The organism is Flavobacterium johnsoniae, assembly GCF_030388325.1.
GTDB lineage: Bacteria > Bacteroidota > Bacteroidia > Flavobacteriales > Flavobacteriaceae > Flavobacterium > Flavobacterium johnsoniae_C.
The window spans coordinates 3,979,490-4,001,433 of the sequence record NZ_CP103794.1 but is presented as its reverse complement, the minus strand read 5'-3'; the positions used below and the strand labels follow the sequence as shown (position 1 = coordinate 4,001,433).

The window sequence follows — 21,944 nt, the reverse complement described above, 5'->3', positions numbered from 1 at the left end:
GCCTAATAATCATCTTATTTTATTTATCGATGTGAAAAATTCATGGTATTTTAAAATAGTTTAAAAAAAATGTAATTTTTTTTCACTCTTTTTTCACCCCTCTTTTTCTTTTAGTCGTCTTAGTGATATATAACCATTATAAGATGCCTGTTTTAAATAAAATAATTGAACTTTCTAATCATATTGCTTCCTCAATTTTAAAGCATGAGAAACCAAAAGAGTTTTTAGATTCGGATCTTTTTACAGATTCGGATAAGAAATATATTTTGGAACATCTTACGGATGAGAAACTTATTAAACGTGCAGCTTTATTAAAACAAATTGACAAAAAAGAAGCGTGGTCAGAAATTGAATCTAAAATTGAAGTTCCAGTAAGAAAACTTTCTATTTGGAAATATGCCGCAGCCGCAGCGGTATTAATTATGGTTTCTACAGTTTATTTTACTAACAATAATTGGAAAGATAAACAACAAAATAAAGTTGTTGTTACCAAATCTGTCATTAATCCCGGAACGGACAAAGCGATTTTAGTTCTTGCAAATGGAAAACAAGTAGCTTTAGGAAAAGGATCTGTTTACAACGCAACAGGAATACATAGCAACGGAACAGAAATTATTTATAAAAACAATAATTCTGATAAAGACGCAATTGCATATAACTACCTGACAATACCAAGAGGCGGACAGTTTTTTATCAAATTGGCAGATGGTACTAAGGTTTGGCTGAATTCAGATTCTAAACTTAAATTCCCTGTAAGTTTTGTCGATGGCGAACCGCGTCAGGTAGAATTAGTTTATGGTGAAGCTTATTTTGACGTTTCTCCAAGTACCGATCATAAAGGTTCGCATTTTAATGTTTTAACCGATAATCAAAACATTGAAGTTTTAGGAACAGAATTTAATGTAAAAGCATATCAGGATTCTCCTGCAATTTATACTACGCTTGTAGAAGGTAAAGTGAATTTATCTGGTTCTTTTCAAACTACTGTTCTAAAACCGGGACAACAATCTGTACTAGACAATCATAATATTCGAGTTGCTGCGGTTGATGTATTTAATGAAGTATCTTGGAAAGAAGGAATTTTCAGTTTTCAGGAAATGCCTTTAAAAGAAATTATGAAAGTTTTAGAGCGTTGGTATGATATCAAAATTGTTTTCAAAAATAAAGCAATTGAAAACAGCACTTTCAATGGAATATTAGACAAAAATCAGAAAATAGAGGAAATTTTAAATATAATAAGTAACACAAATAAGATACCGTATGAAATAAACCAAAAAACTGTAATTTTTAAGTAAGAAGGAGATTATAAGTAATAATAAAAAAAGGAAAAGTGGTTCGTGGGTCGAAGTACAAACCATCTTTTCCTGTGATAGGACTTATAATTAATTCAAGATTAACTGATAAACCAAAACCAAAATTATGAAAATTAAATTTATTAAAGCTGTTTTCTTTAAAAGAAAAAGCATTTCAACTTTAATTATGCGCACCCTTATTCTTTTTCTTTCTCTGGCGCTTTTTAGCTTTGCCCCATCGGAATTACTTTCTCAGAATGTCAAAATTGTAATTAAAAAGGATCAAAAAGCAACCGTTGATCAAATTTTCGAACTCATTAAAAGACAAACACAATACAGATTTGTCTATCGTTCTGATATGTTTGACGATTTGCCAAAGATTGAACTTGAAAAAGGAACAATAAGTGTAAGTACTCTTTTAGAAAAAAGTCTTTCAAAAGGAAATTTTAAATACGAAGTAGCTTCAAATAATACTATAATTATTAAAGAAATTCCAGTTCAGAAATCACAAAAAACAGAAGCAGTAGAATCTATCGAAATAAAAGGAAAAGTTACCGATACAAACGGTCAGCCTATTCCTGGAATTACTGTTTACGTTTCTAGTTACAAACCTTCTGGAAATGCCAATACTAAAAACTTTGTTATCAGAGGAACTACAACTGATTTCGACGGAACTTTTTCTATAACAGCCGAAGTTGGATATTACTTGGTAGCGAGTGGTATTGGTTTTCAGTTTTATACAGAAGAAATCACAAAAAGTAAAACTACTTATTCTATTATTTTAAAAGAAGAAGTAAGCGCTCTTGAAGAAGTAATGGTGGTTGGTTACGGAACTACAAAAAAGAAAGACCTTACAGGTTCTGTAAGTTCTATAACTTCTGAAGATATTCAGCAAATTAAAACACAAACAATTGATAATGCATTGATCGGAAAAATTCCGGGCGTGAATGTATCGAGCAGAGGTGGAGCTCCAGGAGCAGGATCTTCTGTTAATATTCGTGGTTTAACACAAATCAGAGGAGATAACCAGCCTTTATATGTGATTGACGGAACACCAATCTCGATTACACCAAACTCAGAAAGTTTAGGATTGATTAATTATGGTTCTAGAGAAAATCCGCTTTTGGCAATTAATCCAGATGATGTAGAACGTATTGACGTTTTAAAAGATGCATCGGCTGCGGCAATCTACGGTTCTAGAGCTGCAAGTGGGGTAATTATCGTAACGACAAAAAGAGGAAAGAGAAATCAGGCACCAAGATTTTCTTTTAATGCCTCAAGTACATTTCAGAATCCTGTAAAAATGTATGATTATTTGTCTGCGGATCAATATATTAAATTCTCTACAGAAAAAGCACAACAAACTTTAAATCAATATCCAGAGATGTATTGGTCTTATTTTCCGCAAGAATTTGCAATTGTAAATAATCCTGATACTTATTTCGGAAAAGCCAATACTAACTGGCAAGACTTAATTACCAACAAAAATGCATTGTGGACTCAATATAGTTTTAATGTAAATGGTGGAAGCGAAAGAGTTAATTATATGATGTCTGCCGGAATTTCTGATCAGCAAGGGGTTATGATCGAAAATGATTTTAAACGTTATACATTTAGTACAAATTTAGATGCGAATATAACAAACTCTTTCAAAGTTGGAGGATCGGTAAATTACAATTATTCTATAAATAAAATTAAAGGATTTAATTCGCTTGCGCTTGGAAGTTTCAGGCCAGACTTACCTGCATTTAATGAAGATGGTTCGTATTCTACTTTCGTAGGAAACTATGGAGAGCAATACACGGCTTTAGGCGACGGAATGCAAACAAGATCTAAAGCACTTTCTAAAAATTTACTTGGTTCTATTTATGCTGAAGTACAGATTATTAGTGGACTTAAATTCAAGTCTCAGTTAAACGCTTCTGTAAATTCAGACGAAACAAACGGATTTTCAACTTCTAAAAGTACTAATGCTTTATTTTATGGATTGTACTATGACAGACCAGGTGCAAGACTTGATGTACAGCACAACGAAGGCTGGACAACTGCTTTTGAGAATACTTTAAGCTATAATAAAACAATAAGTGAAAATCATAGAATTGATGCAGTGGCGGGTGTTTCATGGAATCGTACGCGTTATGATGCAAACGCTCAACATTACAGAGGATTTCCTGATGACGATACTTTAATCAATATTGGTTCTTCTAACTTTACTGATAGCGTTGAAAGTGAAAGTATTGAACAAGGACTTAATTCGATCTTCGGAAGGGTAAATTATAGTTATAAATCAAAATATTTAGCAACTTTTACAGCCAGAAGAGACGGATCTACAAAGTTCGGACCAGATAATCGTTACGGGTTTTTCCCTTCAGGAGCTTTAGCTTGGAATGTTCATAATGAAGATTTTATGAAAGAAGTTTCTTTTGTCAATCAATTAAAATTAAGAGCTTCTATTGGTAGAACAGGTTCTGATAATCTTCCGTCATTTACTTATTTAGCTTATTATCAGTCATTAGAGAATGGAGATTCTTTCTATGATGGCAAAAATGGTATTGCGGTTACAGGAGTTCCAAATTCTAAAATTAAATGGGAAGAAACCAATCAATTAGACTTAGGAATTGATTTTAGCATGTTTAATAACAGATTGACTGGAGAATTAGTTTATTTCGAAAAAAATACTTCTGGAATTATTTTATTTACTCCGCTTCCTTATGAAACAGGATCTATCAGCTGGAACACAAACGTAGCAGACGTTTCTAATAAAGGCTGGGAATTTTTAATTGGAGTAGATATTTTTAGAACTAAAAACTTCAGATGGAATTCTTCTTTCAATATTTCAACTATAAAAAATAATGTTGACAATATTTATGGAGCAAGTGCTGGATCACAAACCGTTATTGAAGGACAGCCGCTTGGTGTTATTACGGGTTATGATGTTATTAAAATTGCACAAACGCAAGCTGAAATAGATGCATTGAACGCTTCAGCTGGTGGTGTTTACCAAAGTACATTAACACAGCCAGGAGATTATATTTTTAAAGATATAAATGGAGATGGAAAAATCACCACTTTAGATCGTGGCCCAATTGGAGATATCAATCCAGATTATTTTGGTGGTTGGAATAATACTGTAACCTATAAAAACTGGGATTTCACAATGAACTGGAACTTCTCTCAAGGAGCGCAAAGACAGTACGAGAAAATTTCAAATTTGTACTATACAGATGCTATTACAAATCCTACTCCAGAGGTTTTTGACACTTGGACACCAGAAAATCCAAATGCTTCTTACGCAAGATATGCATCGCCAACACATGGTTATACAGCAACATCTAGATCGGTTGTAGATGCATCTTACATCAAGTTACGTTCTGCTTCTATTGGTTATAATTTGCCTTCAAGTTTATTTAAAAATACTGGACTTTCTAAAGTAAGATTGTCTTTGAGCGGTAATAATTTAATAACAATTACAGATTATCCTGGACTAGATCCTGAAGATGTTATTTCGACTTCTTTTGCTAACAGAACAACTGGTTTTACAAGAGACGGTGGAAATTCATATCCAAATGTCAGAACTTTTACATTTTCTCTAAATGTTACTTTCTAATTGATTGTAAATAATTATAAAAAAGACAGAAATGAAAAATTTAAAATATATATACATAGGTTTAGTAAGTGCGGCGCTTACTGTAACTTCGTGCCAGTTAACTGAAGATTTAGATGATTACAAACCGCCTTACGCACTAGAAGCTGATGTAGCAATTAATAGTGAATCGTCAGCAGAATTAGCGCTTACAGGTGCTTATGCAGCATTTAGACAAAAAAGTGCGGGAGGTGCATTTCCGATATTTTATTTAGTTCCAGATATTATGAGCGGTTACAGTAATAACGGTTCAAGTGGAGCTGCACAACCTGAACCATCTGGTTGGGCAAATAATAACCCAATTGCAACAGGAGCTGGAGATACAAAATATATTTACGGTGGTTTATATGATTTAATTAACCGTACAAACTGGCTTATCGAAAAAGTAACGTTACTTGATAATAAAGTTTTTACAACGCCAGGAAGAAAAGCGGAGATTTTGGCAGAAGCCAAGATTTTAAGAGCATTAGGGCATTTTTATTTGCTTCGTACTTTCGGACAGTTTTATGATGTGAATTCAGAATACGGAATTTTAGTTAGAACTGCGCCAGTAAAAAATTCAGAAATAAGTCCAAGAAATACAGTTGCCGAAACGTACACGGCTATAATTGCCGATTTGGATGAAGGTATTGCAAATGCACCGGATCTTAGAAATAAAAAATACACCAATAAAACCTTTGCAAAAGGATTAAAAGCTAGAGTATTATTGTATAAAGGCGATTATGCGAATGCCGCAGCTTTATGTAAAGATATTATTGCGACAGGTGGTTCTAATTTTAAACTAGAACCGACTTATGGAGCTATTTTTGACGATCATGATTCGGCTACTATTTTTACAAGCTCTGAAATTTTATTCGGAACAGCTGGTGAATCAAATGCAGGATTGGGAATTGGAAATTATTACAGCGGATTTTCGGCTAATATTTCTCAAGTTTATAAAAATGCTATTGCTGGAAGTATGACTGTTGGTTCACAAACTATTACTTATGATACTGCAAGAACTTCTATTTTTATAACCAATCTTCAATACGGAGGTTTTTATACGACTAAATATACTTCGTATTTCACATCAGGAACTAATGAATTGTTTTACCATATGCGTATGGCGGAGGTTTATTTAATTTTAGCCGAAGCCAGCGCAAGAGCAAATAATGCAGTAACTACCGATGCACTTTCGGCAATAAATACAATTAGAACCAGAGCAGGAGCAGTAACAACTGGCGGAAATGGTTTTGAAACCTATCCAAATATAATTTCTCTATCTCAGTTTTTGACAGCTGTTCGTTTTGAAAAATTAGCCGAATTATATGCCGAAGGCGGTGAAACTTGGTTTGATTTAATCAGATACGATTATGCTGATGGTTTTGGAACTGGATTTAAAGTGTCTGATGTAAAAGCAACAGCAACAAATTCAGACAAATTTATTCTGCCAATTCCAACAGAATCTATAGATGCGGGGAATCACGTTATTAAACAAAATCCGTCGTATTAATCTTTAAAATAAAGACTAGGGAAATTTGATTTTTTCCTCTGCAAATTTCCCTAGTCTTAATTATTCAATTTGAATTTTAAAAATTTAAGAATTCACTTATTTTTTATAGGTGTACAGCCATTCTTATGTCTTTTTTTAAGGCAATTTCAAAGAAAAAATAATAACTATAAATAATCTAATCAACAAAAAATGAAAAAAATCGCAATTGTAATAGTAATGTTTTTGGTGTTACCAAAACTAGGCGCACAAGGAATTTCTTTTGAGCACAATACATTCAAAGAAGCGCTGGCAAAAGCCAAAGCAGAAAAGAAACTGCTTTTTATGGATTGTTTTACGACTTGGTGTGGACCTTGTAAAATGATGGCAAAAGAAATTTTTCCGCAAGCACAAGTCGGAGAATATATGAATGCCAATTTCGTAAGCATCAAGATGGATATGGAAAAAGGAGAAGGAATCGAATTAGCAAAAACGTATAGTGTAAATGCTTATCCAACGCTGCTTTTTATGGATTCTGATGGCAAAGTGGTACACAGAGCTACAGGTGCAGAAAAAGCAGAAGATTTTATTCAGCAGGCAAAAATTGCTTTCGATCCTACAAAACAGCTTGATTATCTTGAAAAACAATATCAGTCTGGAAATCGTGATATGGCTTTTTTAGCACAATATGTAAAAGCTTTATATACAGCATACAATTTAGAAGCCATAGCAAAAGTGGGCAAAGATGTTTTTCCAACAATGAAGCCAGAACAATATTTAACAGAAGATGGTTTTACTGTAATTGCACATGCTGGAGTTGATTATAAAAGCAAAATCTACAATTATCTTATAAAAAACAAGAAAGCTTTTCTTGAGAAGCCATACATCGGAAAAGAAAGTTATGATTATGTAATTGGAACGGCAATATCAAATTATGTAACAGAAATAGCCACTAAAAAAACATTGCCAGAATTAGACAAAGCGATTGCAGAAACACAGAAAGATTATGTTTCTCCACAGCAAGATTTAATGAATAATTACTACTACGGACAATACTATTTAGCTAAAAAACAATATGATACCTGGTTTGATTTCAACAAGAAAAAAGCAGACGAAGCATTTGCAAAGAATCCTAAAGAAGCATTGTCAAGTTACATTAACACGGCTTACAGCGTAGCAGTTAATCCTGATTTAGAAAAAGCAGGTTTAGAACAAAAAGCAATTACAATGGTTGAAAATGTAAAAAATGCAGATCCAGAATCATTGGCAGTAAATTATTGTTTGGCAAGTCTTTATCTTAAAACGTCTAATAAAGAAAAAGGATTAGAAAACATCAACGCTTACATCAAAAAATCTTCTGATAAAGGCGATGAACCAAATGCAAGAGTACTGGCTCTAAAAACCAAAATCGAAAATTTATAAAATTAAAAATATAGCATTATGAAACATTTTGGAATAATAAAAATCACTGTTCTTAGCTTGTTCTTGTGCGCTTTGAATGAGGTATCGGCGCAGCAGAAATTTCATATTGATGGAACTATTACAGGTTTAACTAATGGTAAAATCTACACCTATAAAAATAACACTGTTGTACCGCTCGAAGTAAAAAATGGAAAGTTTCAATTTGAAGCTGAAATGACTGAGCCTGTAGCTAATGTGGCTTTAATGAAAAATTCAGAAATAAATTATAGAGATCAATCAACCTTTGTGTCTTTTTTTGTGGAGCCTGGCAATCAGATTTTAAAACTAAATTATACTGATTTTAGAAAAGGTGTTTTAACTGGATCTAAAACGCAAGATGATAATTATAAATACGATGCTTTAATAGCTCAAATTACAAAAAAGTACAAAAAAGAGTTTGACAAAGTTGAGGTTCTTGGCAAGAAGTACGATGACGCTGTAGCTGCAAAAAAAGATGAAAAAACTACGGAAGCCATCAAATATGAAATTAATGATGCAAAAGAGTTTTTAGAACCAGCTTACGCTGAAATGAGAACGGTAACATTGAAATTCATCAAGGATAATCCGAAATCTTATTTCAGTATGAATACGCTGTTGTACTACCTTAACGGAATGACTTATGACGAAGCTAAAGTTTATTACGACAGTTTTAATCCGCTTTATAAAAATACTGAGTCAGGAAAATACTTACTGGCTGAAATAGAAAAAATGAAGAAAGGTATTCCTGGCGTTCCAGCTGGATCTTTTAATACCAAAGACATTAACGGAAATCCTTTAAAATTGGAAGACTTTAAAGGAAAATATGTTTTGATTGATTTCTGGGCTTCTTGGTGCGTTCCGTGCCGAAAAGGAAATCCGCATTTATTAAAGTTATACGCAGAATATAAACCAAAAGGATTGGAAATTTTAGGTGTTTCTGATGATGATAGAAATGAGGATAAATGGAAAAAAGCTGTTGAAAAAGACGGAATTGGAGTTTGGCGCCATGTTTTAAGAGGACTTCAATACAAAGAAGGAACGCATGAAAGAATAAATATCGATGAGGATATTAGCGAAGGCTATAATATTCATTCTTTGCCAACTAAAATTTTAGTAGATCCAAACGGAATTATCGTTGCCAGATATGACGGTGGTGAAGCAGACGACAAAAAAATGGATGAAGATTTGGCGAAGATTTTTAAAACAAAATAATCGATTGTTAAAACTTAAAAAAAGAGCAAATGAAAAACTTAAATATAATTAAGACAGCGCTTGTATGTCTGCTGTTTCAAGGCTTTGCAAATGACTGTGAAGCGCAAGGAAAATTTAAAATTGACGGAACTGTAACGGGATTAACTGATGGTAAAATTTACTTTATGCACGGAAAAAAAACGGACAGTATTCAAGTAAATAAAGGAAAATTTCAGATTACTGGAGAATTACAAGATCCTGTTGAATACGTTGCATTCGCCAATACTTCTGATCAAAGAAAAATGACTGAGAAAGCTTATGTATCTCTTTTTGCAGAACCGTCTCCAATGACGTTGCAATTAAATTATGCAGATTTATCAAAATCAAAACTTAAAGGTTCAAAAGCTCAGGACGATGTCTATAAATACAATGCAATCACCGACAAGATTAGATTGAAATATAAAAAGGAATTAGATCAGTTTGATGCCATTAGAAAAAAATACGATGACGCAAGAGTTGCTAAAAAAAGTGAAGAAGTTCTTGAAGCCATTAAGTATGAAGACAATGATGCAAGAGGACGTTTAGAACCAATGTACAAAGAATACGAAAATGCCTCTTTTCAGTTTATGAAGGACAATCCAAAATCATATTATAGCTTGTTTTTGTTACGAATGAATACTAGAAATCTTAAATACGATGAAGCGAAAGCGTATTATGATAGCTTTAATCCATTATACAAAAAAGGAGAAATGGCTAAAAGTCTGGAAGCCGATATAGAAAACATGAAAAAAGGCGTTCCTGGCGCAGCGGCTGGACCTTTCAACACAGTTGATATTAATGGAAATCCGATAAAACTAGATGATTTTAAAGGAAAATATTTATTGGTTGATTTCTGGGCTTCGTGGTGCGTGCCTTGCCGAAAAGGAAATCCGCATTTATTAAAATTGTATGGTGAATACAAACCAAAAGGATTGGAAATTTTAGGCGTTTCTGACGATGATAGAGCGCATGATAAATGGAGAAAAGCGGTAGAAAAAGACGGAATTGGAGTTTGGAAACATGTTCTTAGAGGTTATGAGCTTAAAGAAGGAACTTATGAAAAAATAAATCCTGAAAAAGATATTAGCGAAGGCTATAATATTCATGTACTTCCAACCAAAATTTTAGTTGATCCAAACGGAATTATCGTTGCCAGATATGATGGAGGAGAAGATGATGACGCAAGAATGGACGAAGATTTAAAAAGAATTTTTGCTAATAAATAATTCTGAAATAGGCCTGCTTAAATATTGAATTTAGGCAGGTAAAAACATCGCAGTAAAATAAGATTAAACAAGTAAAAAAAATGAAAAAAATAATAGCAATCCTTTTATTGTTGTTGACTGTGGGGGTTAAAGCTCAAGTATACAATCCAGTAAAATGGACTACAAGTGTCGTAAAAATCTCAGAATCAGAATATGAACTTATTGCAAAAGCGGCAATAGAAAAAGGCTGGCATTTATATTCGCAAACCGTTCCAGAAGAAGGACCTCTTCCAACTAAATTTTCTTTTGAGGGAAAAGGAGAATATTTGAAAAAAGGAAATACCAAAGAAGAAGAAGGACATGTTGTAAATGATCCGATTTACGGAATGAAAATCAAATATTTTGAAAATAAAACCATTTTTAAACAGCGCATTAAATTAAAAGATAAATCGCCCAAACAGATTAAGGCTTCTGTTGAATTTATGGCTTGTGATGATACAAAATGTCTTCCGCCAAAAGAAGCTGAATTGTTGTTTAAAATGAAATAACAGAAATCCAGATTTATGAAAAAAGTAATTTATTTACTGTTCTTTTTAACCTTGACTTTTAGTTACGGACAAAAAACGGATTCGGTGCTCTGGAAAACTGCGGTAGAAAAAATATCAGATAAAGAATATATTTTGTCGGCAGAAGCAGAAATTCTTCCAGATTGGCATTTATATTCTCAAAATGTTTCGGGAAAAAGCACAATCGCAACTACTTTTATGTTTGATGACAGTGAAGGTAATTTTAGCCTTTTAGGAAACACAACTGAAGATGAGGGTATAATAATAGAAGATTCTGTTTTAAAATCTAAAACAAAAGTCTTTGAAAAGAAAGTCACATTTAAACAGAAAATCAAGGTTTCAAAAGAAACAAATTCGGTTAAAGCTTTCGTTGAGTTTGCAATAGGAAATAAAACATCAGTTTCTGAACTTCAAAGTGTTGAATTGGTTTTTGATTTAACCAAAACTATTTCGCCAAAGAAAGAAAATGCAATTTCAGAACCCATAAAAAACGAATCAGATTCAGATAAAGGACTTCTGGCAATTTTCATTGTTTCATTCTTATCAGGCTTTGCTGCATTGTTAACACCTTGCGTTTTTCCAATGATCCCGATGACGGTTAGCTTTTTTACAAAACAGAGTAAAACAAAAGCAGCAGGAATCCGAAATGCTATAATTTACGGAATTTCAATTATAATTATTTACGTTTTATTAGGTTCGCTTGTAACCGCAATTTTTGGTGCAGATTCGCTCAATGCACTTTCTACAAATGTTTGGTTTAATCTAATATTCTTTATTTTATTAGTAGTTTTTGCCATATCATTTCTTGGTGCTTTTGAAATCGTGCTTCCAAATAAACTGGCAAATAAAGTAGATTCTCAAGCAGACAGAGGCGGATTAATAGGCATCTTTTTTATGGCTTTGGCTTTGGCAGTTGTTTCCTTTTCATGTACAGGACCAATTGTGGGGACATTATTAGTTCAAGCGGCTTCAAAAGGCGGAATCGCTCCAATTGCAGGAATGCTTGGTTTTTCAACCGCTATAGCACTTCCGTTTTCATTATTTGCTGCTTTTCCGGGTTGGTTAAATGCATTGCCAAAGTCTGGAGGCTGGCTTAATACAGTAAAAGTAGTTCTTGGATTTTTGGAACTCGCACTGGCATTCAAATTTTTATCCAATGCAGATTTGGTTTTACAGCTTCATTGGTTAGAAAGAGAAGTTTTTCTAGCTATTTGGATTGCAGTTTTCGGAGCACTTGCTTTTTATTTATTTGGAAAAATTACACTTCCTCATGATTCTCCGCTGAACCACATTTCAGTAGGCAGACTTGGGTTTGGACTTTTGGTTTTAACTTTTACAATCTATTTAATTCCTGGACTTTGGGGCGCACCTTTAAAATTAATTAGTGGATTTCCTCCTCCAATGCATTACAGCGAATCTCCAGATGGAATTGGAACTTCGATGAGTTCAGCCATAACTGCAGAATCAGCTATTCCAAATGGTGCAGAATCAGGACCGCATAATATAATCACGTTTCATGATTATGAAGCAGGAATGGCTTACGCTAAAAAAGAAAATAAACCCGTAATGCTCGATTTTACAGGATATGCTTGCGTAAACTGTAGAAAAATGGAAGAAAAAGTTTGGCCTGATGAGAATGTTTTAAAACATTTGAAAAATGATGTGATTGTAATTTCTCTGTATGTTGATGATAAAAGAGAAATACCTGAAAATGAACAAACGGTTTCAGAAATCACGGGAGAAAAATTAAAATATACAGGACAGAAATGGAGTGAATTTCAGATTCTGAAATATAAAACCAACGCACAACCTTATTATGTAATGATTGATCATGAAGGAAAAGCTCTGAATACTCCAACGGCATATAATCCTGATATTGATTTTTACAAGAATTGGCTAGAGCAAGGAATAAGCAATTTCAAATTGTTATAACGGTTTTTCTATGTTTCAATTTTTATTTTGAATTAGTGAGCAAAAAGTAATTTAACAGAAAAACCAAATAGGAGAGCTGTGAAAACAGCTCTTTTAACTCTGATTTAAAACTCTTGAAAAGCTTTGGATAAAAAACTATAAATTCTGAGACATTATGAAACCATTGAAATTATTTAAGAAATACTGGCGTGAAAAATTAGAATTTAAAAAAATCAGCAATCGAGAATTCTCGGTCATGATTTCCAAAGAATCATCATTGTTAGTAAAAGCATATTTTAAGGAAATAAACTAAATTGTTCTAGTTTAAATTTCATTTTTCGGTCTGAGTGAAAACTGAAAACCGTAAATTGCGACTGCAAACTAAAAATAATCTTAATTATAAAACATGAAAAAATACATCTTTTTGGGTTACTGCTCGCTTGCATTCTGCACCCTAATTTCAGCGCAGAACAAATCGGTTAATTTTAAGAAAATCAAAGAACTGGGCGGAATCGAAGAATATCTGTACCAGCCAAACGGAATGAGCGTTCTGCTTCTGCAGGACAATGCTTCTCCTGTTGCAACGGTGCAGATTGTATATCGCGTGGGTTCTAAACATGAAGTATTGGGAAACACGGGATCGACGCATCTTTTGGAACATTTGATGTTTAAGGGAACTCCAACTTTCAACAAAAAAAATGGAAATACAATTACGGACGTTCTTCAGAATACCGGAGCGCAACTGAATGCCACAACCTGGTATGATAGAACCAATTATTTTGAAACGCTTCCGAGCGATAAAATCGAATTGGCAATCCAGATTGAAGCCGACAGAATGAGAAATTCTCTTTTAACTAAAGAAGATAAAGAAGCAGAAATGACGGTAGTCCGCAACGAATTTGAACGTGGCGAAAATAATCCGAATAGTCTGTTGGATAAAGAAATCTGGGCTTCGGCTTATATTGCTCATCCATATCACCATTCTACAATTGGGTGGAAATCTGATATCGAAAAAGCGCCGATTGAGGTTTTGAAGAATTTCTACAATACCTATTATTGGCCAGATAACGCAACGCTGACCATTATCGGAGATTTCAGAAAAGAGAACGTTTTTGAACTGATCGAAAAGTATTTCGGAAAAATCACCAAAGCACCGCACGCAATGCCGCAGCCTTACACGGAAGAGCCTCAGCAATATGGTCCGCGTAAAATTACAGTTAGAAAACCTGGAGAACTTGGTGTTATAAACAAAGCGTATAAAATTCCTGGAGCGTTGCACGAAGATCTTCCTGCTTTAGGAATTCTAGCTCAAATTATCGGAAATGGACCTTCTGCAATTCTGAACAAAACTTTTGTTGACACCCGTTTAGGAATTTATTCATACGCAAGTGCAACAGACTTTAAAGAAGTTGGATTATTTACAATCGGGGTTGGATTTCCGACGACTTCAAAACACGAAGATATTGATGCGAAAATCAGCGAAGTTGTGGCGAAAATCCAAAAAGAAGGCGTAACCCAAGATGAGGTAAACCGCGTTGTGGCAAAAATCAGCGCCCAAACGATTTTGGCTCGCGATGGTTCCGGAGTAATTGCATCGGCATTAAACGAAGCGATTGCTGCGGGCGATTGGACAGATTATATTACAGGAGTTGACCGTTTGAAAAAAGTAACTCCAGCCGATGTTCTGCGTGTAGCCAATAAATATCTGGTTGAAGACCAGAGCACAACAGGATATTTTATTCCGAAACAGTCTAGTCCTCAAAATAAAGACACAGCCAAAGCAAATAATTTTATCGAAGAAAACGGTCCGTTTTACTACAGACATCCAGAAAATGATCATTCGCATGAAGAAAGTCCGGCAGCTATTTCTTTAGAAGGAAAAAATAATCCAGAAACAGCTTTTGATGATACTGCAATTGAAAAATCGGCATCGGCTTTTAAAAGAGAAAAAGTTTCAGGAATTGATGTGGTTTCCGTGAAAACTTCGGCAAAAGATTTTGTGACTGTTGCAGCGAGCATTTCATTAGGAAATTATGCAAGCGAAACTAAAAATGACATTATTCCTGCTTTAACGGCTTCAATGCTTTCAAAAGGAACAACGCTTAATGACAAATTCAAGTTCTCAGAAAAGCTTCAGAAACTGGGCGTTAATTTAAATGTAAACGCTTCCACTTTCAAAATCAACATCGGATTCAAATGCCTGAAAAAAGATTTGGATCAGGTAATTGCTTTATTGGCTGAAGAATTGAAAAATCCATTATTTGATGCTAAAGAATTCGAAAATTTAAAACAGCAATTTATAGGAAACACGCAGCAGAGCCTGAACGATCCTGGCGAAAGAGGCGATATCGCTTTGTCTCAGGCGATTTATCCGAAAACAAATCCAAATTACAGCTTAAGCGTTGAAGACAATATCGAAAACATCAAAAAAGCGACTTTGGAAGAAGTGAAGGCTTTCCATAAAAAATATTTCGGAACGGCTTCTATGCGTCTGGTAATTGTGGGAGATACGGACGGTGCCAATTTAAATGCTTCCCTAAAAAAATCATTCAAAAACTGGAATGGCGGCGTTACGGAAAAACTGAAATTTGAGGAAGCTTCAAAATCAGATTCAAAAACGGAAGTGGTTACAATTCCAGAAAAGCCAAGCGCAGAATTATATATTGGACAATTTACAGGTTTAAAAAGAGCCGATGCCGATTATATTCCGTTCTACATCGGAAATTATACTTTAGGCGCTGGATTTGCAGGCCGTTTAATGCAGACTGTTCGTGATAATGACGGACTTACTTATAACATTTCTTCCGGTTTGGGAGGAAATATTGAAACTGGAGGCTATTGGTTTGTAAATGCTTCATTTAATCCAAATCTTTTCCAGAAAGGGCTTGATGCAACTATGGTTCAAGTTGACAAATGGGTAAAAGAAGGAATTACGGCATCGGAATTGGAAAACAAGAAAACCAATCTTATCGGAAGCTTTAAAGTCGGAATGTCAACCACAAACGGAATGGCGAGAACGATTCTGAATTTTATCGAAAGAGGATTGGAACCAAATTACATTGAACAATATCCGAATGATATCCAAAAAGCAACTTTGCAGCAGGTAAACGATGCCATTAAAAAATATGTGAAACTGGATAAAATGATTATCATCAAATCGGGTTCTTTAGACAAAGACGGGAATCCTTTGAAATAAGTTATTTATTCCATAATTATTATTTAAGAAAGCAACCTTAGGGTTGCTTTTTTTTATAACATCATGAATTGAAAAAACAATTTATATATGGAATGAAAACATCATAAAAAGAAGTTAAATCTGAAATCTGCAGAAATAAGAAGTCTAAAAATTCTATTTAAATGTATTAACTTTAATAAAAACTAAAACAAAAAACAATTAAGACAGTCATTAATCTATTCGTGAAATTGTTATCTTTTATTATTAGTGGCAGATAGAATAAATTTTATCTATCAGCTAAGAATTATTAATGATATTAACTAGTAACATCCTCTTTATATACTTTGTAAATTAGTAAAAAAACTTTTGAACTATGGAGAACCAATCAAACGACATCAGCAAGTGCCCTTTTCATAATGGTGGCATTGATAATCAAGCGGCATCAGGTACTAAAAACAACGACTGGTGGCCGAAACAGCTAAAAGTGAATATCTTGAGACAGAATTCAACATTATCTAATCCTTTAAGCAAAGATTTTGATTATGCGGAAGCTTTTAAAAGTCTTGATCTTGAAGCAGTAAAAAAAGATCTTCATGATCTTATGACTGATTCGCAAGACTGGTGGCCAGCCGATTTTGGTCACTATGGCGGTCTATTTATCCGAATGGCATGGCATAGTGCTGGAACTTATCGTGTACATGATGGTCGTGGTGGAGCAGGAGCAGGACAACAAAGGTTTGCACCTTTAAACAGTTGGCCAGATAATGTCAGTCTTGATAAAGCAAGAAGACTTCTTTGGCCCATAAAACAAAAATATGGACAAAAAATTTCTTGGGCAGATTTAATGATATTAACGGGTAACGTTGCTCTAGAATCAATGGGTTTTAAAACATTTGGATTTGCTGGAGGTAGAGCAGATGTTTGGGAACCAGACGAATCGGTTTATTGGGGTTCTGAAACTACATGGTTAGGCGGTGACGAACGTTACGCGAATGGTTCTGAAGGTGTGCCTAAAGATCATGGAGTTGTTTCATCCGATGATGATGCCGATGGAAAAGTTCATAATAGAAATCTAGAAAAACCACTTGCAGCTGTTCAAATGGGATTAATATATGTAAATCCTGAAGGTCCAGACGGAAATCCTGATCCTATTTTAGCTGCAAAAGATATTAGAGATACATTCGGACGAATGGCTATGAATGATGAAGAAACAGTTGCATTGATTGCAGGCGGACATACTTTTGGTAAAACGCATGGTGCCGCTCCTTCAGACCATGTAGATAAAGAGCCTGAAGCCGCTGATTTAGAATTACAGGGATTTGGATGGAAAAATAGTTATGGTTCTGGAAAAGGCGCTGATGCAATTACAAGCGGACTTGAAGTTACTTGGACGAAAACGCCAACTCAATGGAGTAATAATTTTTTCGAAAACTTATTTGCATTTGAATGGGAGCTTTCTAAAAGTCCTGCGGGCGCAAATCAATGGGTTGCAAAAAATGCAGATGCTATTATTCCAGACGCTTTTGATAGCACAAAAAAACATCTTCCAACTATGCTTACTACAGATTTATCGTTAAGATTAGATCCTGAGTATGAAAAAATATCACGCCGCTTTCTAGAAAATCCAGATCAGTTTGCAGATGCTTTTGCGCGTGCATGGTTTAAATTAACGCATCGTGATATGGGACCTCGTGAGCGCTATTTAGGGCCAGATGTTCCGCAAGAAGAATTATTATGGCAAGATCCTATTCCAACAGTAAATCACAAATTAATAGATGAAAATGATATTAACCAACTGAAAGAGAAAATAGTAAATTCAGGTTTAACTATATCTCAATTAGTTGCTACGGCTTGGGCATCAGCTTCGACTTTTAGAGGTTCGGATAAACGTGGAGGTGCCAATGGCGGACGAATCAGACTTGCGCCACAAAAAGATTGGGAGGTAAATAATCCTTCTAAACTTGCTCAGGTTTTAAGTAAATTGGAAAATATTCAATCTGAATATAATGCTTCACAAAACGATGGAAAAAAAGTTTCATTGGCAGATTTAATAGTTCTGGCAGGTACAGCTGGAGTTGAAAAAGCGGCTAAAGATGCAGGATATTCTGTTAAAGTACCTTTTACACCAGGTAGAATGGATGCTTCTTCAGAACAAACAGATATTGAATCATTTGGATATTTAGAACCTAAAGCTGATGGTTTTAGAAATTACAGAAAAACAAAATCTTCTATAGCAACAGAAGCACTTCTTATAGACAAAGCTAATTTATTGACTTTAACGGCTCCCGAAATGACTGTGCTTTTAGGTGGTCTTCGAGTATTAGACATTAATGCCGATGGTTCAAAAAATGGCGTTTTTACAGATCGACCAGGAAAGCTAACGAATGATTTTTTTATAAATCTGCTAGACATGAATACACAATGGCAAGCAGTTTCAAATGATAAAGAACTATATGCTGGAAACAACAGGACAACAGGACAGCCTAAATGGATTGCAACTCGTGCAGATCTTGTTTTTGGATCTAATTCAGAATTAAGAGCCATTGCAGAAGTATATGCAAGTACTGATGCACATGAAAAATTTGTCAACGACTTTATTAAAGTATGGAATAAAGTCATGAATCTAGATAGATTTAACTTATAATCTCACTAAAAAATATCATTTTAAGACGCCTAATTTAGGCGTCTTTTTTTATGTTTAAATTTATCTAAAGAAAATTGATTTATGTTCTGTTTTTTATAAAATCATCAATAGGTCTTCTATTAAAAAGTTCGAAGTATTTTGAGGTAAAGTAACTTAATTTTGTGTAGTTTAGTTCATAAACTATTTCAGTTAGAGAATTATATTTTCCACTTTGCAGAAGTTCTTTTGCACGTATCATTTTTTGTTCAATAAAAAAGTTTTTTGGTGTAATATTGAAACATTCCTTGAATTTTGCTTTATATCTTGTTTCAGACATTCCTGCCATTGCCGCCAAAAAAATTAGCGAAGGAAATGGTCCATGTATGTTATCTAATAAATAATCACGAGTTTTGTTTAGAGCATTACTTTCAATATCAGTTAATTTGCTTTTATTTTCAACTTCGTAAAAACGATTAAAAAAATTACCTAACAATTTGAGTGAAATCCCTTTTAGAAAAGATTCAAATGATAAGTCATAAATAGAAACTGTTTTAAGAGATTGAATAAGTAAGGCGCTATTACTATCGATGTTGCCATAGTGATAAAAAACCTGTTTTTCAGATTCTCCTTTTGGCGGACTTTTATATTCTTTCTTTTTAAATTTATTTATAAAATCAGTTAACAGTTTTTTATCAACAAGTATGCGCAATGCAAATGTTCGCTCATTTAGAGCCGGTTTATAAGAACTTTCAATTTGATTGTCAATAATAGCCAGATCAAGTTTGTCATAAGAGCCAATTTCATAATCTTTATTATTGATTTTAATTAAATTAACATGTTCGCTTAAATCGTAATGAAAAATATACAATTCATTTTCAGACGATTGCCTGCATATCTTTATGGGATTTTCTAAGTTAATATCAATAAAAAAAACAGAAACTCCAGTTGTTATTTGTGTAAAATAGCAATGTCCTTTGCCAATTTCTTTTGGAAAAACTATCGTAGAATTATCTACTACTTTGCTGTCAACTTGTTCTGCAAACTTATATAACCATTCAGTATCTAAACTGTAGTAATGAAATATCTTTTTCATGATAAATGGTTTTAGGAATATTTAATAACCTTTTTTATAATTCTTTTACAAATGTTTTGGGAGACATTCCAAAGTGTTCTTTAAATTTTGAAGCGAAATAAGAATTATTTGTAAAATTAAGCTTGTCGGATATTTCAGAAATTGTTAGTTGCTTCTCTTGCAGCATCTCCTTGGCACGCAGTAGTTTGTTTTCCATAAAGAAAACGTTTGGTGTATTTCCGGTAATCTTGAGAAAAAGATTTTTGAATTTTGATTCAGACATATTCGCCTTTTCTGATAATGACTTAATACTAGGAAAATGATGCATAATGTTCTCAATCATATAAATTTGAATTGAAATAATTGTATTTAAATCCTGCTGGTTAACCGTTTGCATTATAATACGATTTTTCGAAATCTTTTTAAGATAATTTGAAATTAAAAGATGAACGGTGCCAACTAAATTTAAATCAAATACAGGACCTCCGACTTTTAATTTTCGAAGATCGTGCAGTAAATGAAAACTCTCGTTGCTCATTCTGTCAAAGCGTATAACAGTATTTTTCGTAGGATCAATCAATTGTTTTACATCAGGCAGATTTATATTATGTTCTCTAATGTAAGATTCAATTATTCCTTTTTTTATAAATATTAGTAAAGCAAAAGTTTTACTTCCTCTTTTAACGTTGTATTCTGAATCTAAAGTTCCGTCTATTACGGATAAATTATATTGCCAGCGGCTTACATTATAAATGAAATTATGTGTTGAAACTGTGGCTTCTCCGTCTGTAAGATTGTAGTAATAACCAATAAAATCTTTATCAATATTTTTTTGGATAAGATGAAGGTTCTTTTTGTATTCAACATCAATATAATAAGCAATGATTCCTTCTTGGCATTCTAAAAAATAGCGTATTCCTGTCTGAATATCTTCAGAAGCAGTAATGAAATTGCCTTCAACTTTTCCTCCTAGCTGGGCCGCAAAATTTTCAACCCAATTTAAATCTGCGCTGTAATAATGTTCGATTGTTTTCAATTGAAAATGATGTGTTTGATAATAAAGTTAAGAAAATTTTTTTAATAAATTTCTGATTTTCAATTGTTTTGGTTAAGGTGGTAGTTTTTTTAAATGAATAATACTTCTATGGTGGTTATAATTTTAGAAGCTATTCACGAATTATCCGTATAAAAAAATGGTTTATTTTATATTCATTAATTAGATTTCACTTTTTTAATGTCGGTAATTCGATTGGTAAAATTTGGCAACAGAAATGATACGAAATTGTTTTTTTTGTAATTTCTTTTATGAAATATTCTAGAAAAAAATTTGGGTAAAATCTGGCCGTATCTGAGGTAGTTTTTGTTTTTAATATATACAAAATAGTTTATTCTTTTTTCTTTAAAAAACTGTATTTAGACTATATTTTATGATAAGAAATATTCTGATAAATTATAAATCTGCATCAAATATATATATATAATTTACAGCTTAATCTTAAAAAATATTTTTTGTTAATTATTTGAAAATAAACTAAATATAAATTACGTTTTTAGCTTATAGTGCTATAATTATGCCTTTGTAAGGTATTTTTTTAAATATAATTTTTTATGAAAAATAATACGTTTTATCCTTTTTTGAGGCCTTTTGATTTTATGGTACTTTTCCGAAGTTAAAAAGTCTTATTTTGATATTTTAAAATCTTATGCATCCAAAGAAAGAATTTATTCTATAATATTTTTGTGCAGAAAATAGAATTTCCAAACAATAAAATTTATGAGTAAAGTTGCTTTTTTATTAGAATTCCAACTAAAGAATTCTGAAATAAAAAAACTGAATAAGATGTATATTGAAAATTTGCTTCATAATATTGTCTTTTGCACTTTTTCTGTCGTATTTAGCCTTTACGTCATTTTAGATTTTATTAATACAGATTCTCAAGCAGAATGGTTGATAAAAAGTTTAATATTTATCATTTTAATAGTAATCATTCAGATGTTAACGGTTGATTTTATTTCTAAAATGATTTATAGAATAATAAAGCGACTATTAAAGTTTGATAAATTTCAAAGACAATATAAACTAGTTTTTAACTACACAGATATTTGTATTTGCTCGCCTTTTATAGAGCTGACGCATAAATGGTCTAAAATTGATAAAGTAATTCTAACTAAAGATTCTTTATTTCTTTACTTAAAAGAGCAAAATGCATACATTATTTCAATATCTACCAAAAACTGCGAATTTAGAAAAATGCAGGAATTGGTAGATTTTCTAGAAAAAAATGTTATCCAGGTTTTAAAAGTGTAGCAATTATATTT

General features: G+C 33.0%; 13 protein-coding genes. 11 read left to right on the top strand and 2 right to left on the bottom strand.

Translation table 11 applies throughout. The features are described 5' to 3' along the window. Nucleotides 1-143 precede the first annotated feature (143 nt). The 10 genes from NYQ10_RS17325 (at nucleotide 144) to katG (ending at nucleotide 18,574) form a co-directional block, all read left to right on the top strand. A complete protein-coding gene (locus NYQ10_RS17325; protein WP_289877478.1) occupies nucleotides 144-1,295 on the top strand; it encodes a FecR family protein in 1,152 nt (383 codons plus the stop codon). 124 nt (nucleotides 1,296-1,419) lie between these two features. After that, on the top strand, nucleotides 1,420-4,899 hold the full coding sequence (locus NYQ10_RS17320) for a SusC/RagA family TonB-linked outer membrane protein (RefSeq protein ID WP_289877477.1): 3,480 nt from the start codon (nucleotides 1,420-1,422) through the stop codon (nucleotides 4,897-4,899). A gap of 31 nt (nucleotides 4,900-4,930) precedes the next feature. Beyond that, the gene (locus tag NYQ10_RS17315) at nucleotides 4,931-6,427 is read left to right on the top strand and encodes a RagB/SusD family nutrient uptake outer membrane protein (protein WP_289877475.1); all 1,497 of its coding nucleotides are present in this window, start codon (nucleotides 4,931-4,933) and stop codon (nucleotides 6,425-6,427) included. A gap of 189 nt (nucleotides 6,428-6,616) precedes the next feature. Then, nucleotides 6,617-7,825, top strand: coding sequence for a thioredoxin family protein (locus tag NYQ10_RS17310; RefSeq protein ID WP_289877474.1), 1,209 nt, complete (start codon nucleotides 6,617-6,619; stop codon nucleotides 7,823-7,825). Nucleotides 7,826-7,843: 18 nt separating this feature from the next. Further along, the gene (locus NYQ10_RS17305) at nucleotides 7,844-9,055 is read left to right on the top strand and encodes a TlpA disulfide reductase family protein (RefSeq protein WP_289877473.1); all 1,212 of its coding nucleotides are present in this window, start codon (nucleotides 7,844-7,846) and stop codon (nucleotides 9,053-9,055) included. 29 nt (nucleotides 9,056-9,084) lie between these two features. Continuing rightward, entirely contained in the window at nucleotides 9,085-10,299 is a 1,215-nt protein-coding gene (locus NYQ10_RS17300; protein ID WP_289877472.1) for a TlpA disulfide reductase family protein, read from the top strand. An 80-nt stretch (nucleotides 10,300-10,379) separates the two neighbouring features. Next, the gene (locus NYQ10_RS17295; RefSeq protein WP_289877471.1) at nucleotides 10,380-10,826 is read left to right on the top strand and encodes a protein-disulfide reductase DsbD domain-containing protein; all 447 of its coding nucleotides are present in this window, start codon (nucleotides 10,380-10,382) and stop codon (nucleotides 10,824-10,826) included. Between the two features lie 15 nt (nucleotides 10,827-10,841). Then, nucleotides 10,842-12,776 carry a protein-disulfide reductase DsbD family protein gene (locus NYQ10_RS17290; protein ID WP_289877470.1) on the top strand — a complete coding sequence of 645 codons (1,935 nt, stop codon included), beginning with the start codon at nucleotides 10,842-10,844 and terminating at the stop codon, nucleotides 12,774-12,776. A gap of 385 nt (nucleotides 12,777-13,161) precedes the next feature. Further along, nucleotides 13,162-15,951 (top strand): M16 family metallopeptidase, encoded by a 2,790-nt coding sequence (locus NYQ10_RS17285; RefSeq protein WP_289877469.1) that lies wholly within the window; start codon nucleotides 13,162-13,164, stop codon nucleotides 15,949-15,951. A gap of 352 nt (nucleotides 15,952-16,303) precedes the next feature. Next, nucleotides 16,304-18,574, top strand: coding sequence for a catalase/peroxidase HPI (gene katG / locus NYQ10_RS17280; protein ID WP_289877467.1), 2,271 nt, complete (start codon nucleotides 16,304-16,306; stop codon nucleotides 18,572-18,574). Nucleotides 18,575-18,653: 79 nt separating this feature from the next. Here katG and NYQ10_RS17275 read toward each other — a convergent pair whose 3' ends face one another. Beyond that, complete coding sequence (locus tag NYQ10_RS17275; protein ID WP_289877466.1) at nucleotides 18,654-19,646, bottom strand: helix-turn-helix domain-containing protein; 993 nt, start codon at nucleotides 19,644-19,646, stop codon at nucleotides 18,654-18,656. Nucleotides 19,647-19,680: 34 nt separating this feature from the next. Next, complete coding sequence (locus NYQ10_RS17270) at nucleotides 19,681-20,661, bottom strand: helix-turn-helix transcriptional regulator (protein ID WP_289877464.1); 981 nt, start codon at nucleotides 20,659-20,661, stop codon at nucleotides 19,681-19,683. A 738-nt stretch (nucleotides 20,662-21,399) separates the two neighbouring features. Here NYQ10_RS17270 and NYQ10_RS17265 point away from each other — a divergent pair. After that, nucleotides 21,400-21,933, top strand: coding sequence for a hypothetical protein (locus tag NYQ10_RS17265; RefSeq protein WP_289877463.1), 534 nt, complete (start codon nucleotides 21,400-21,402; stop codon nucleotides 21,931-21,933). Nucleotides 21,934-21,944 lie beyond the last annotated feature (11 nt).

Coding starts and splice junctions, on each gene's coding strand:
- NYQ10_RS17325 (WP_289877478.1), top strand. CDS start 144: ATGCCTGTTTTAAATAAAATAATTGAACTTTCTAATCATATTGCTTCC.
- NYQ10_RS17320 (WP_289877477.1), top strand. CDS start 1,420: ATGAAAATTAAATTTATTAAAGCTGTTTTCTTTAAAAGAAAAAGCATT.
- NYQ10_RS17315 (WP_289877475.1), top strand. CDS start 4,931: ATGAAAAATTTAAAATATATATACATAGGTTTAGTAAGTGCGGCGCTT.
- NYQ10_RS17310 (WP_289877474.1), top strand. CDS start 6,617: ATGAAAAAAATCGCAATTGTAATAGTAATGTTTTTGGTGTTACCAAAA.
- NYQ10_RS17305 (WP_289877473.1), top strand. CDS start 7,844: ATGAAACATTTTGGAATAATAAAAATCACTGTTCTTAGCTTGTTCTTG.
- NYQ10_RS17300 (WP_289877472.1), top strand. CDS start 9,085: ATGAAAAACTTAAATATAATTAAGACAGCGCTTGTATGTCTGCTGTTT.
- NYQ10_RS17295 (WP_289877471.1), top strand. CDS start 10,380: ATGAAAAAAATAATAGCAATCCTTTTATTGTTGTTGACTGTGGGGGTT.
- NYQ10_RS17290 (WP_289877470.1), top strand. CDS start 10,842: ATGAAAAAAGTAATTTATTTACTGTTCTTTTTAACCTTGACTTTTAGT.
- NYQ10_RS17285 (WP_289877469.1), top strand. CDS start 13,162: ATGAAAAAATACATCTTTTTGGGTTACTGCTCGCTTGCATTCTGCACC.
- katG (WP_289877467.1), top strand. CDS start 16,304: ATGGAGAACCAATCAAACGACATCAGCAAGTGCCCTTTTCATAATGGT.
- NYQ10_RS17275 (WP_289877466.1), bottom strand. CDS start 19,646: ATGAAAAAGATATTTCATTACTACAGTTTAGATACTGAATGGTTATAT.
- NYQ10_RS17265 (WP_289877463.1), top strand. CDS start 21,400: ATGAGTAAAGTTGCTTTTTTATTAGAATTCCAACTAAAGAATTCTGAA.